This window comes from Staphylococcus sp. GDB20D11A (genome assembly GCF_016893255.1).
GTDB classification, from domain to species: Bacteria; Bacillota; Bacilli; order Staphylococcales; family Staphylococcaceae; genus Staphylococcus; species Staphylococcus aureus.
This window is the reverse complement of sequence record NZ_JAFEPJ010000001.1, coordinates 43,020-56,750: the sequence shown is the minus strand read 5'-3', so window position 1 is coordinate 56,750 and position 13,731 is coordinate 43,020. Positions and strand designations below refer to the sequence as shown.

Annotated in this window: 13 protein-coding genes; 5 read left to right on the top strand and 8 right to left on the bottom strand. The window is 31.7% G+C overall.

All coding sequences use genetic code 11. From position 1 onward, the window contains the following. Positions 1-12 precede the first annotated feature (12 nt). From esaB to esxA, 4 genes are all read right to left on the bottom strand, one after another. A complete protein-coding gene (gene esaB, locus JV528_RS00265; protein WP_001071606.1) occupies positions 13-255 on the bottom strand; it encodes a type VII secretion protein EsaB in 243 nt (80 codons plus the stop codon). Further along, complete coding sequence (essA, locus tag JV528_RS00260; protein WP_000928935.1) at positions 227-685, bottom strand: type VII secretion protein EssA; 459 nt, start codon at positions 683-685, stop codon at positions 227-229. Before essA ends, esaB begins: the two co-directional genes overlap by 29 nt. Further along, positions 685-3,714, bottom strand: a complete 3,030-nt coding sequence (gene esaA / locus JV528_RS00255; RefSeq protein ID WP_069993996.1) for a type VII secretion protein EsaA — start codon at positions 3,712-3,714, stop codon at positions 685-687. The genes essA and esaA overlap by 1 nt, the downstream gene beginning before the upstream one ends. Positions 3,715-3,796: 82 nt before the next feature. Beyond that, the gene (esxA, locus tag JV528_RS00250; protein WP_001240826.1) at positions 3,797-4,090 is read right to left on the bottom strand and encodes a WXG100 family type VII secretion effector EsxA; all 294 of its coding nucleotides are present in this window, start codon (positions 4,088-4,090) and stop codon (positions 3,797-3,799) included. 248 nt (positions 4,091-4,338) lie between these two features. Between esxA and JV528_RS00245 the strand changes: the two genes are divergently transcribed. Continuing rightward, a complete protein-coding gene (locus JV528_RS00245; RefSeq protein WP_000751198.1) occupies positions 4,339-5,232 on the top strand; it encodes a CHAP domain-containing protein in 894 nt (297 codons plus the stop codon). Positions 5,233-5,374: 142 nt separating this feature from the next. Here the strand turns inward: JV528_RS00245 and JV528_RS00240 are convergent, their stop codons facing one another. Next, complete coding sequence (locus tag JV528_RS00240) at positions 5,375-5,962, bottom strand: DUF5080 family protein (protein ID WP_000583202.1); 588 nt, start codon at positions 5,960-5,962, stop codon at positions 5,375-5,377. Positions 5,963-5,995: 33 nt separating this feature from the next. After that, a complete protein-coding gene (locus JV528_RS00235; protein ID WP_000421232.1) occupies positions 5,996-6,649 on the bottom strand; it encodes a DUF5079 family protein in 654 nt (217 codons plus the stop codon). Positions 6,650-6,919: 270 nt separating this feature from the next. Between JV528_RS00235 and JV528_RS00230 the strand changes: the two genes are divergently transcribed. The 4 genes from JV528_RS00230 (at position 6,920) to JV528_RS00215 (ending at position 11,267) form a co-directional block, all read left to right on the top strand. Then, positions 6,920-8,443 carry a DUF6583 family protein gene (locus tag JV528_RS00230; protein WP_065315782.1) on the top strand — a complete coding sequence of 508 codons (1,524 nt, stop codon included), beginning with the start codon at positions 6,920-6,922 and terminating at the stop codon, positions 8,441-8,443. Between the two features lie 67 nt (positions 8,444-8,510). Next, a complete protein-coding gene (locus JV528_RS00225) occupies positions 8,511-9,677 on the top strand; it encodes an ABC transporter permease (RefSeq protein ID WP_000848786.1) in 1,167 nt (388 codons plus the stop codon). Continuing rightward, on the top strand, positions 9,674-10,594 hold the full coding sequence (locus JV528_RS00220; RefSeq protein ID WP_000806124.1) for an ABC transporter permease: 921 nt from the start codon (positions 9,674-9,676) through the stop codon (positions 10,592-10,594). The genes JV528_RS00225 and JV528_RS00220 overlap by 4 nt, the downstream gene beginning before the upstream one ends. Positions 10,595-10,607: 13 nt before the next feature. Next, entirely contained in the window at positions 10,608-11,267 is a 660-nt protein-coding gene (locus tag JV528_RS00215) for an ABC transporter ATP-binding protein (RefSeq protein WP_000570070.1), read from the top strand. Positions 11,268-11,319: 52 nt separating this feature from the next. On the opposite strand, the gene lytM is transcribed toward JV528_RS00215, so the two are convergent. Together lytM and JV528_RS00205 are read right to left on the bottom strand one after the other, a co-directional pair. Next, complete coding sequence (gene lytM, locus JV528_RS00210; RefSeq protein WP_000736802.1) at positions 11,320-12,270, bottom strand: glycine-glycine endopeptidase LytM; 951 nt, start codon at positions 12,268-12,270, stop codon at positions 11,320-11,322. A 325-nt stretch (positions 12,271-12,595) separates the two neighbouring features. Next, positions 12,596-13,588, bottom strand: a complete 993-nt coding sequence (locus JV528_RS00205; protein WP_000337375.1) for a choloylglycine hydrolase family protein — start codon at positions 13,586-13,588, stop codon at positions 12,596-12,598. Between the last annotated feature and the right edge of the window lie 143 nt (positions 13,589-13,731).

Below are 13,731 nucleotides of genomic sequence, written 5' to 3'. Positions count from 1 at the left end.
CTATTTTTCCTCCTATAGTAACTTCAAAATATCTCCATCAGCGATTTGATAATCAATGAGTCGATCATTTTCAACAAGTAATTGACCTTTCGTCATCACTTTAATTTGTGTATTGACATCAAATATTGAAATGTCCAAACTATCCAATACTAAAGCTATTAAGTTTTTTATCGGTAAATATGCTGGTACTGCTAAGTCATATGTGCCGTAATTATAATTAGTAAAATCAAATGTTACTTTTACGTGCTGATTCATTTTTCGTTCGTCTCCCTTTATGAATTGAAAAAATGACAAATCCTAAAGTCAAAAAAGCCCCTACAGACATCAAAATGTACGGGAATATTTTTTTCTCCTGCTTGTTTTGAATATAGGGGCTTTTATCACTCTCCGAAGTCTTTTCTAAGTTAGATTTGGAAAATAACACTTTTTTAGTTTCATTCAAGCGAGTCGAGTGACTCGCTTGATTTTGAAACATATCATTTTTTATTTGTTGTTGTCGTTCTTTTTTCTGCTTAGCAATCGCATCATTAACCGCTTTGCTGTCTTTATTAAATAGCGTTGTATCATATTGATTTAAATCATTATTGATTCGCTTTTCCTCTTCTTGTTGCACGTCAATATTAAGTCCGCCATTATTGCTAGATGCTGTTAAAAAAGTTAAAGCAATCACGCTATTCATCAACATTAGATTAATCTCTCTTTCTTAAAGTGTTTTATAAACATGTTCAGTACAAAGCCAATAATCACAAGTACTGTTAATATTACTAGCGCCAAGCCTATAGGATGCTCTGCATTTAAATAATTGAAGAACATGTTATCGATATAAGACAATGGTGAAATTTTATTAGTCACACCTTGTCCAGCCGCTTTCAAATTATTCATAGCTACAAAGTATAGACCCAATGCAGCAATCATTAAGAACATACCGATAGATTTTACCTGTCTTAGTAAATACGTATTAATAAGTACAAAGACCATCATAGTTAAAATCACCATTAAGATGAATTTCGCTCTATAGCCAGCTAATACATGGAACTTATTCATTGCAATTAAACCAACAATTAATCCTTCTACCAAACCAGTTGTACCAATAACACCTGACGTAATGACATTATTCCAAAGATGGTTTTTACTACTATAATCATCTTTAATGAAATTCATTTGACCTTTGGCACGTTCATAACTATAGAAAATATATGCTGTAATCATTGATAGTAAATACATCAATAATACGAATAATGTCGGTGAAATCACGTCTGTATTACCATTATTAGCTAAAACATTTTCTAAGTTTTTCTTTTGAACCGGATTACTCATAAATGCTTTTAATGCTTGGTTTTGTCTGTCGCCATCTTTAGAATTTTGTAATACTTTTTTAAATTCTTTAGCGAACAACTCATTATCTTTATCGTTTTTAGCCATTTGACGGTTCAAGTCATTCGCTCTTACGCCTAATGCTCGACCTGTCGCATGTAGCTTATTAACATTATTGTCGACTTGATTTAATTGGCCACTAACAGAATCTGCAATTGATTTTGATTCTTGTGTATCTGATAGCAATTGCGTACTCTTTTCAGAAATTCTACTAATTTCTTTATCTAAATTTGAAGACATCGTATTAAATTCATCATTTTTGCCTTTATCAATTTTTGGTTCTTGTGGCTCTTCAGCAAATGTCTTTTTAACGTTTTCTAACTGATCAATCAGCTTAGAAATATCTTCTTTATTTTTGGTTGTATTCTTTTTGTTATTTAAAATGTCATCAATCAGTTTGTCTGAGTTTTCTTCCATTGAATCAATTTGATGTAACACAGCTACTTTATCGTCTTTGAAACTTTCCATGTCATTGATAACTTGGTCAACCATCATATCAATTAAACGTTTGTTGTCGAATGGTTTATCTTCTCTGCCTTTTGTATCTGTGTACATTTTATAATGTGCATCAAACCTAGATAATGCACTCAATTGCTGGCTTAATGCATCTTTCGATAAGCGACCATCAAGGTTATGATTCAATGTTACGTCCACAACACTCGTTGCTTTCTTATCATTTGGTTCATCTTGACGATTTGCTTGTCCAAATAACAATTGTAAATGCATTGTTTTATCTTTTAAGAAATCTTTCTCAGCATCCTTTTTCAATTTAGCAACGCCATTGACTTCAACTTTATATTCCTTGTTAGATGTATCGAGTTGGACACTTTGATCCTTAATGTCATATTTTTTTCCATTAATTTTAATGTCACCTTCAAAATTAAAATGAGGATCTGTTGCAACAGTTAATTGATTAATATCATTACTTTTAATCGTTTCAGTACGTTGCACTTTGACACCATCATTAATCAAACTACTTGTGTCTTGCGCAACTTGGTTATCGTAATCTGTTAAATTAATGTGTTCTGCTAACGGTTTTTTCAAATTATATTCGTTTTTATAACGTTTTGCTTCTTTGACAATTGCTTCGTATTTATTAGCTTCATTCTCATTTAAGCCTGCAGCTACAAAGTCTTGTTTAGACATGTTATAGATAAATGTTGTATCTGTATCAGGTTCTTTGACAATATCATCATGAAGTTGTTTCTCTAAGTTTTCAGCGAATTGAGCATTGTTCATCTTAATGCTATTTAGCGCATCTTGTAAGTCTTTGTTATTTGCAAGCTCATCTTGTAGTGATTCTGTTAATTGCTTACGATAGTCTTCAATCATACCTTTTGAAAATGGTGACTCTTGTGATTGAATGATTTCTCTTAATTTATCTAAGTTTTCTTTAACAGTTTGTTTATATTCTTCTTTACCTGTATCTTGCATACTTGATTGTTGATCAATTTGGCTGTCCATCTGTTTTAATGCATTGATATAGTTATCAAGTTCCACGCTATCTTTTTGCGATTTATAATCTTGTAACATTTTATCCATCGCTGTATTGTGCTCGTCAAATAATGAATTTTGTTTTTCAATTAAAGTCGAAACATTATAATCTGTGTTCACTCTGAACGTATCTGAATTCGCACTCAATAATGATTTATTGTATGTTTGGAACCATTTTGTAATATCTTTGTTTGCAGAAATTGAATTTACAAGCGTATCTGTAAATAATTCCGGGAAGTCGTTAATTGGATTTAATAAGTAATTCGAGAATTTACTATTCACACCATGTTCACGCGTCATAATAGCGCCAACATTTTTTTGTGCATTATGTAAATTATCAATGATGCTTGTTAAATAAATTTCGACTAAGTTTTTGTTAAAGTCGTTAAGTACATTACTTACAACTTTTTCTGTGTTTTTAGCTACTTCTTCTTTTTGTCCTACAGCTGTTTTATACTGTAGTGATATTTTCGATGGTGTTTTAGCGTCTAATTGCATTGCCAATTTTGAAAAGTTTTCTGGGATAACAATCATGACTTGGTATCCGCCATTTTTCAAACCAGACTCAGCAACGTTTCTTGTTACTGTTTCAAATTTATAGTTTTTCTCATTTGCTAACCTTTTAATAAATGCTTGACCCAGCTCAACCTTTTTACCGTTATATGTCGTTGGTTGATCCTCGTTAACAATTGCGATATGTATTTTATTATTTTTATTACTTACACTTTGGGATCCTTTTTCTGATTGATCTCCATATTTTGTTTGAACAAAAAATATCATACTAACTATGGCAATTATAATAATTAAAGTGACAATTAATGCATAAATCCAATTTTTCTTTTTCATGCTTATTTCCTTTCAGTTGTTTTCTTAAAAAATGATAAGCAAAGCCACATTAGAAAATGTGACTTTACCAATTTCAGAATGCTTATTGCAAACCGAAATTATTAGAAAGTTGTTGGTCTTGCTCTTGAACGGCATCAGCAGTGCTATTCAATTGTTGTTTAATTTCTTCTAATAATTGTGCAAATTTTTCTACTTTAGGACTAAGTTGTTGGAATTGCTCTTCGAAACGGCTGAAAGCTTGACCTTCCCAGTTCGCTGCAATTTCACCTTGTGCACGTGTTAAATCAGATAAAATTTGACGGATTTGGTCTGAACCTTGCCCGTAAGATTGCGATTTTGCTCTGATTTCCTCTGGACTCATCTTAATCATTGCCATAACTAGAAACCTCCTGAATATTTTAAGTTTATCAAAACTTTTTAGGGACACTATTTTTTGAAAAAGTGCTCCTTACTCAAATAATATATAAATTATTAGTATATGTATATAGTTTTTTAAGTATTTTTAGCTTTTTTTTAAATAAATATATTGAATATACCCATATATTTTTAATTAACCATTCATTTTTGTAATATAAATGTGTATACTAAAATTAAATTAAATACATAAAGGATTAAATGGTTATTATGAAGAAAACAATTTTACTGACGATGACAACTCTTACTTTATTTAGTATGTCGCCTAACTCGGCTCAAGCATACACGAATGATAGCAAAACATTAGAAGAAGCAAAGAAAGCACACCCAAACGCACAGTTCAAAGTGAATAAAGACACCGGCGCGTATACTTATACTTATGACAAAAACAACGCGCCAAACAACAATCATCAAAATCAGTCACGTACAAACGACAATGATCAACACGCAAATCAACGTGATCTTAACAACAATCAGTACCATTCTTCATTAAGTGGTCAGTATACGCACATTAATGACGCAATTGATTCACACACACCGCCTCAAACGTCACCAAGCAATCCTTTGACACCAGCAATACCGAATGTCGAAGACAATGACGATGAATTAAATAACGCTTTTTCAAAAGATAACAAAGGGCTTATTACAGGCATCGATTTAGACGAATTGTATGACGAATTACAAATCGCCGAATTTAATGACAAAGCAAAGACTGCTGACGGTAAACCTTTAGCATTAGGTAACGGTAAAATCATTGATCAGCCTCTTATCACAAGTAAGAACAACTTATATACTGCTGGACAATGTACATGGTATGTCTTTGATAAACGTGCCAAAGATGGACACACGATTAGTACATTTTGGGGAGATGCTAAAAACTGGGCAGGCCAAGCTTCAAGCAATGGCTTCAAAGTAGATAGACACCCAACACGAGGATCAATTTTACAAACAGTAAACGGTCCATTTGGTCATGTAGCCTACGTTGAGAAAGTTAATATTGATGGAAGTATTCTAATTTCAGAAATGAACTGGATTGGTGAATATATCGTTTCATCAAGAACCATCTCTGCTTCAGAAGTTTCATCATATAATTACATCCATTAAATTAATCATGACATCAATAAAAAGCGACCAGTTCGCAGTTTACAATTCGTAACACTGCAAAATTGGTCGCTTTATTTTGTATGTTATTCGATTATAAAATTACAAAGAAACGTTCTCTACATTCCCCATTAATAAAAATCATTTACGAAAGTATAATTGTAGCTATAATAATCCAAATCGTAACAACTAATGGCACTATCGTCTTGAATAAGAATATGCCGTATTTTTTCTTGCGATATATATCCAGTACTAGCCAAATTAAAATGATTATAACACCAACAAAAATAAATACAGGATTCATCGATATAGCATCTGCCTGTAACTCAGGTTGCATTCTTAATTTAGTGATAATTAACATCACTACTGAAATAATGAAAAAGTAGATACCTCTTATCTTTGATGTCTGTAAATCTAATTCCTGCTCTTCAATGACCTCTTTAGATTCACCCAATTCTTTTGCAATCAAATAATTTACTACCTTTGGTTTCACCCATAAACACTTAATTGCAAAGTACATAAAAATATATGATCCAGTATCCATAAACATTAAAAAGTTGCTTAAATCATTATCAACAAAGCGAGCGCCTATAAAATAGTAAAAAATCAACGTCCCCATTATAACAACATCTAATATTAAACCTATTATTGAAAAACCTTCACTTTTAAACAAACTAGCAATCATAGCTATATAATAAATAGCAAATATTGTTATTAAAATAAAAATTATCATGGTTAGACTCCTATTATTTTTTAAGTCTTTCCTTTACATTGTCTTACCTTCATTTTCGATATCTTTCTTAATACTCTTGTATAACGCGTAATTAAAATATGACCTAACAAGTAGAGCATCAACAATTATATTGATGAATATACTTAACCCTATAAAAATCTCTTCTTGCTGTGTTACAGGAACTATTAGACTTATATAAAATATTCCTCCAAAAGCAAATAATTTTATAATAATTGCTATGGCATTAACTGCAGGATTAGGATTTTCACTATCAAATTCGTTTTTATAAAATAAAAATAAACCTAACCAAGAAATAAATAACATCAAGATAATACCTAGACAATAATTGAAAACATCAAATCCAAAACCGACTACACCAAAAACGTAAATAGATACAAAAAGCAATGGCAAAGTATATCCCACAATAACGTTAAGTGTGAGATATCTAACCACATATCTTTTTTCAACTTTGTAATTTTCATTTTTCTCTTGTATGTACATCATAATCAAAATTACAGCTGTAAAGGCCATAAACACCAGTAAATACATAGGCAATTTATCATATAGTTTAGCGTAGAAAAACATAATCGCGTCAAAAAATAATGAAACTGCAACTACAAATACTCCCAATACAGTCAAGTATGGTCTTTTTATATTCCTTACAAAATCATCGACTTTCAATTCCATAAATACATAATCCCCCCAATATAGCTTCAATATTTTCAATAAGTTAAATAAATCTTCTTCGCCAAAAAATGCTTCTTATAAAGTTAACCGACATTTTTCAAGAATCATTATGTAATCAAACTATTTTTTGTAGTTTATTAGATTTTCAATAACTTATTAAACATTATTATAACTAAAATTCTATTAATTTAAACAAAATTTAAAATAAACCATTTAATAAAATGTATTGTTCTGATATGATTAACTCATAAATAATTGGGAGGAAGCAAAATGTCTAAAAAGTTAAAAATTATAATTCCTATTATTATTGTCTTATTATTAATAGGTGGAATCGCATGGGGAGTTTATGCATTTTTTGCAAACACACCGAAAAATACATACTTAAAAAGCGAACAACATACTGCAAAAATGTATAAAGATTATTTTAATGACCGTTTTGAAAATGAAGTGAAGTTCCAAGAAAAGATGAAAGATAATTCGTTTTTATCTTCATTAGAATTAAGCGCAGATGCATCAGATGAAATTGTTAAGGGGCTTGGTATTCCTAAATCTGTTGTTAATGCTTCGAAAATTAAAATGTCATATGGACATGATCCTAAAAAAGAGAAATCAATGATTAATCTTGAACCAACAATCGCAGACTCTGCATTAGGGAAATTCCAGTTAGCTGCAGATAAAGATAAGCATTATTTCGAATCACCATTATTTAAAGGGAAATATAGTGTTAATAATTCTGATTTATTATCAACTTATTCAAAACTTACAGGTGAAGATGAAGAAACAGCAAAAGAAAATGGTATTACAAACCAACAACTAAATTTAAATACTCTTTTTAGTAATGCTCAAGCACAACAAAGTGACTACAGCAAAATTGCCGAAAAATATTCCGAACTTATTGTCGACAAATTAGATGACGATAATTTTGATAAAGGTAAAAAAGAAGAAATTAAGGTTAATGGTGAAAAGTACAAAGTTAGACCTGTCACGTTAACACTTAGCAGAGCTGACACTAAAAAAATTACATTAGCTGTATTAGAAGAAGCTAAAAAGGATAAAGACCTTAAAAAATTAATGGAAGAACAAGGTGCTACAAAAGACTTTGAAAAAGACATCAAAAAAGCAATTGACGATGTCAAAGAAACTAAAAAGGATGAATTTGCTAAAATTCAATCTAAAATTTATACCGAAAAACATACGATTGTAAAACGAGAAATTACTATTACAGACAAAGAAAATAATAAAACTAAAATCAAAGGTACTAATACTTTAGAAGACGATAAGTTAAAACTAGATTACGCACTTGATTTCGATCAAGATAAATACACGTATGCTGAAGCGAAATATACAATTAAAGGCGTATCTTCTAAGGAAAAAGACAATAAATACAGTGATAAATACGAATTTGGTAAAAAGACAGAATATGATGAATCAAAAATCAAATTAGATAACCAAGAAAAAGTAGATGGCACAAAACGTCAAGATAAAGGTAAAATCACTGTCGCATTAGATAAATATAGCGACGAAAATGAATTCACTTTTGAAAATAATATAGATTCTGACGTAAAAAATAACACTCAGAAATCTACGTTAAATATCGGCATCAAATATGCTGAAGAACCAATTAATTTCATTTTAAAATCTAGCACAAAATTGAAAGCAGATATTGATTTTGATGATAGTGGTGCGAAAGATTTCAATAGTCTATCTTCAAAAGACCGTGAAAAACTTGAAAAAGAAATCGAAAAAAATGGCGGCAAAATGTTTGAGTCAATTTTAAAAAAGGCATCTAAATAACTAAAATATAAAAATAAGATTGGAAGGTCATCTTGCCTTTCAATCTTATCATTGGAGGAGTGGTTAAATGAAAACAATACATTTGTTTCGCATCTACCACTCTTTTTTATTGAAAAAGTGGTATTTGATTATCTATTTACTATTTATATTAGTGGCACTCCTTATTACATTAACGACGATCCAACATGCAACAGAAGATGACAATCATTTTAATATAGGTGTCGTAGATAAAGATCAATCAAGTGAAACGAAATTAATCTTAAACTCTATTGGTAAAGGGAGTAACCTAGGAAAAAATGTGAGCATTAAAGCATATGATGATAAGCAAGCACATACTTTGCTAAAACAGCAGAAACTTCAAGGCTACTTTGTTTTTGATAAAGGTATGACCAAGGCATTTTATAAACAAGGCGAACTACCAATTTCAGTATATACATATGATCAACAATCCATGAAAAGTGTCGTGCTATCTCAGCTAACAGATTCTGTTTACCAACGTCTTATGCGATCAATGGGTGGCATCTTAGCTTTTCAAGACTTAGCACCGAAAGCATCACATTCTGACAGTATCAATGTTATGACTGATTTGCTGATTACAGGATTAAACCGTTCAGGTGCATTTAACTTAGAACCGATTCATTTATACGATACGGGCAGTTATTATGCAATTACAGGATTTTTAACAACGGTATTCATCTTTGCACTATCTTTATTTACAGTTTTGAAAATGAATCAAGATACTGTATTGAAAGCGCGATTGAAAATGTTTCATTTTTCTAAAGAGCGTTTGTTAATCATTCGTGCGTTGATTACATGGTTTTATACTATGTTATGGAGTATCGTTGGTGTAGTTTGGATTATGTTCAGTATTCCGAATACCTTTGAATTATATAATTGGCCAACGTTAGCCATTCATTTAAGCTATTATGTTACCTTTTTAATACTGTGGTTATTACTCATCGAACTTTTAACAACAGGCTTGTTGAATAGTATTAGTAAAGTCATATTAGCTATTGTCATCCTAGTGTTATCTGGTTTAACAATACCTACGATTTTTTTACAACATATAGCAAATGGCGTTTTCAATATTCAACCGTTCGCAGTTGTAACAAATCAATTGTTAGAAATTATTTTAAACAACTACATTTTAGAACTGCACCCTAGTTTCTATCTTAGCTTCATCGCACTTTTGATAATTAATTTAGCTGTATTGGTTTGGAGGTATCGTCAATGAAGCCTTATATACAACTTGTTGTGTTCAAGCAATGGTTACAATACATCTTGCTCGTAACAACCATTGTCATCGCACTCGTACTTATTGGTATGGGTTACCGTGTAGCACATGACAACTTCAAAATACCGATTACCATTCAAGATTTAGACCAAACCACTGCATCAAAATCATTCGTCAATAAAATTAAACAATCTGACTATGTAACTATTAAAAAAGTCGATGAAGATGAAAGCTATATTGAAGATGATGTTACTAAAAAGGAAGCTATTTTAAGTATGCAAATTCCTAAAGGTTTCTCTCAAAAATTAAAAGAGAACCGTTTAAAAGAAACGATACAGTTATATGGTAGAGATGACTTTATAGGTGGTATTGCTGTAGAAATTGTTAGTAGTTCATTATATGAACAGCAAATTCCTAACATTATTTATGAACACCTTGAGGATATGAAACAGCATCAATCCATCGATGCTATCAACAAGTCCTATCATAAACATACACCTGAATCTAAAATCAAATTTGTGTCGCTTACTAAACAAGCACAACACTCTATTTCAATTAGCTTAATCTTTGCGGTGATTTTATTTGTTAGCGCTGTTCAAGTAGTACTTCATTATCGTTTAAACCAACAAGCAGCATTGCAACGATTATCACAATATCATTTAAGCCGTTTCAAACTATATAGTACTTATGTAATGACACATACGATCTTGTTATTGTTGGTACTATTGGCAGTTAGTCTATATTTGTCTCAACCACTCAGCTTAATATTTTACTTAAAATCACTGTTACTTATATTGATTTATGAGATAGGTATCGTCTTTATCTTATTCCATATTCAAACAATAAGTCATCGATTATTCATGACATTTATATATGCACTTGCTATGGGTATCGTATACTTGACCATTTTCATGTAAAGGAGCGTAACTGATGATAGAAATTAATAACCTTTCAAAGCGTTACCGTAACAAACAGATTTTCAATCATTTAACCATGTCCTTTGATAGTAATCGTTTAACCGTATTACTTGGTGATAATGGCGCTGGAAAATCAACATTACTTCGTATGATTGCTGGTATTGAAAAAGCTAATGATGGAACTATCAACTATTTCGGCGAAAAATGGAATCAAAGACAAATACAAAATCACATCGGTTATGTGCCACAAGACATTGCGTTATTTGAACACATGACAGTGGCTGAAAACATTAAATTTTTTAAATCACTTTGTAAAAATCCAATTAACGATACAACTATCAACGAATATTTACAGCAATTAAACTTTGATGATACGTCTGCCAAAGTATCTACATTGTCTGGTGGGAATAAACGTAAAATTAATATATTAGTAGGTTTACTAGGTCAACCTCGAATTCTCATTTTAGATGAACCGACAGTTGGTATTGATTTAAAATCTAGACATGACATCCACCAACTACTTAACATTATGAAATCTAAATGTTTAATTATATTAACTACCCATCATTTAGATGAAGTTGAAGCACTTGCAGATGATATCAAGTTAATTGGCCAAGATCCTTTTTATCAACATGTTTTAGAGGACAAGCAATGGGCTTATACCTATTATTAAAACGAAAAAAATCCCAAGTTGCGTATGATATCGTAACTTGGGATTTACTGTATTATCTACTTTGTAAGTATGACGTTGGGTCTACTGCATATTGATTACCGATACCACCAGACATACGTTGGAAGTGTACGTGAGGTGCTGTTGAATTACCCGTACTACCTGAATATGCAATTTGGTCACCAGCTTTGACTTTATCACCAGCTGAAACAGTTAAACGATTATTATGCATATACCATTGGTAGTTATTACTGTTCGCTTCTTTAATCGTTACTTGATTACCACCACCATAGTTACTCCAACCTGCTTGTACTACTGTACCATCAGTTAATGAGTAAACTGGTGAATTTTCAGGCATTGCATAGTCGACACCGTAATGCGCACCACCACCGTGATATTGTCCATATGGTTGTAGTTGTTTACGACTTGTTAACCAGCTTGCGTCTTTCGCATGACCACTAGCTGTCGCTTTACTTGCTGAACCGCCATTTTGATTAGATGTGCCATTAGGGTAATTAACCTTTCCATTACCATTATGGCTGTTATACGCTTGGTTGTTGTTACTATGTGAATAATAGCTCGCGTCTGGGCCTACATTTGATTGATAACCATATTGATTAATGTGTTGTTGGCTTTGACTCGCTGTGTAGTCATTGTTATCTCCTGCTGTTGCTGGATTCACATATGTTTGACCGCTTCCATTGGCATTTGCATTTTTTGGATAACAGTTATAAAAATAATGCGTATGTCCTTGTGCATCTACGAATGTATAGCTATATTCTTTATTATCAAACATTGCTTGATTCCAGTTACCATCAGGTGTGTGATGATAATCCCCATTAGAATCAATTGTATAATAAGTACCATAAGATACGTCTTGTGATTGTGTTGACATTTGTGTATGTGCTTGTTGGGTGTTTGTCGTTTCTGCTGCATCTGCTTGATGCGCCATTGTAAATGTAGCGAAGCCCATCGTTGCAATCGCTGCTGCTGTTAATTTTTTCATGTATAAAACATCCTCCATTAAAGTTAAAGTTAGTTCTCAATTAAACTGTACTGCACATACTAAAAGAATTAGACAACTGAGTAAAGGATTTAATTCTCATTTTCCAACTATTTAATATTCCCGAAATGTTTTACTAAACTCATTACATTGTCATTACAAAATAGCCATACATTGATATTAAAATGACATCTCTCACTGCATTCGTTTAACCTTTTATAAATTTTCAAAATTAACAACTAATCATTCGTCCATGTTCGCGGTTCAACGCTAATGTATGATAGTAATCATCCATCAAATCATATCAACCAAATTCCATTATCAATCGCTATTGATTGTCATTCAACTTTCTAATAGTGATATGCTTCTCAGGCTTAAAAATCGTCATATCTTTTCTATTAATTAAATCATCTGTGAGCTTTAATGCTACTATTTCATTGCTGCCATAATACTTAATATATAACGTTCTTGTAGTTAAATTTATTACGGTCTGATACATCGTATAGTGATTGTCAGCATCATGCGGACGTACAATTCCAATCGGTATATTTACCGCATCTAATAAATAAAATGCATTCATTAAATCCATTTCTTTATCATTGTTTTGAGCAATGTTTGCTTTCATAAATGCCATTCTCACAAAGCGCTCAGTTGAAGTAAATCCACCTGGCAATCCAAATGTACCTGCTTCATTGCCTAAAGGTTCAATCGTTACACCTTCCAATAAATTTGCTGTTGTTGGATAAGGAGAAATATTGATATATTGTCTTAAATTACTATAATGCCAATTTAAGTCTGGATGATTTGTTAAGACACCAATAGGGTTATCTTTTATAACCACTTCACCCTCTTTAAATGAAACTTCGACTGAATGTCCAGTTGCATCGGAAACATGATAATGCAATGGCGGAACTTCACCGATATCATTTAAATATACAGCTACAACATGTATTTGGGATGCTTGTTGTTTCATATCTTCAATGCTTGTTGTATATCCCAAAATCCATGTCACAATTTCATTTTGCGTAATATTCATCGCGTCCGCTTTGTGTGTTGATCCATATGAACTATAACCTCGGAAATATTGTGTTGAAATGGCAACGCCATGTTCATTAACACCATCACCATAAATAAAACCTTCCATATCTGTTCCTGTACCAATAAAGCCATATTGCGTTTGGCCTGTCGTGCCAGTGCGAGATGTCCAACGATAATTTCTAGGCGTCACTGCTGGCGAACCATCTAATGGATAATCATAATCCATCGTGCGTCCAAGAAGTACTTGATTATTTAAAGTTTGTATTGTGAATCCTGTGCACATTGTTCTCACTCCTCTGTACCTTCATTTACTTTAATCACTTTCAAATAAAGCTGTTTCACTTAAACATACTATAAAAAATCAATCATACAAGCAATTAATTGATATTCATTCTCAATAACTGTGGTATGATATGTAAGGAAATC

What these genes read in the sequence shown, in the direction of transcription:
- JV528_RS00240 (WP_000583202.1), bottom strand. Translation starts at nt 5,962, where the DNA reads ATGATAATTTTTATTTTAATAACAATATTTGCTATTTATTATATAGCT.
- JV528_RS00245 (WP_000751198.1), top strand. Translation starts at nt 4,339, where the DNA reads ATGAAGAAAACAATTTTACTGACGATGACAACTCTTACTTTATTTAGT.
- JV528_RS00235 (WP_000421232.1), bottom strand. Translation starts at nt 6,649, where the DNA reads ATGGAATTGAAAGTCGATGATTTTGTAAGGAATATAAAAAGACCATAC.
- JV528_RS00225 (WP_000848786.1), top strand. Translation starts at nt 8,511, where the DNA reads ATGAAAACAATACATTTGTTTCGCATCTACCACTCTTTTTTATTGAAA.
- JV528_RS00230 (WP_065315782.1), top strand. Translation starts at nt 6,920, where the DNA reads ATGTCTAAAAAGTTAAAAATTATAATTCCTATTATTATTGTCTTATTA.
- lytM (WP_000736802.1), bottom strand. Translation starts at nt 12,270, where the DNA reads ATGAAAAAATTAACAGCAGCAGCGATTGCAACGATGGGCTTCGCTACA.
- esaB (WP_001071606.1), bottom strand. Translation starts at nt 255, where the DNA reads ATGAATCAGCACGTAAAAGTAACATTTGATTTTACTAATTATAATTAC.
- JV528_RS00205 (WP_000337375.1), bottom strand. Translation starts at nt 13,588, where the DNA reads ATGTGCACAGGATTCACAATACAAACTTTAAATAATCAAGTACTTCTT.
- esxA (WP_001240826.1), bottom strand. Translation starts at nt 4,090, where the DNA reads ATGGCAATGATTAAGATGAGTCCAGAGGAAATCAGAGCAAAATCGCAA.
- JV528_RS00220 (WP_000806124.1), top strand. Translation starts at nt 9,674, where the DNA reads ATGAAGCCTTATATACAACTTGTTGTGTTCAAGCAATGGTTACAATAC.
- essA (WP_000928935.1), bottom strand. Translation starts at nt 685, where the DNA reads ATGTTGATGAATAGCGTGATTGCTTTAACTTTTTTAACAGCATCTAGC.
- JV528_RS00215 (WP_000570070.1), top strand. Translation starts at nt 10,608, where the DNA reads ATGATAGAAATTAATAACCTTTCAAAGCGTTACCGTAACAAACAGATT.
- esaA (WP_069993996.1), bottom strand. Translation starts at nt 3,714, where the DNA reads ATGAAAAAGAAAAATTGGATTTATGCATTAATTGTCACTTTAATTATT.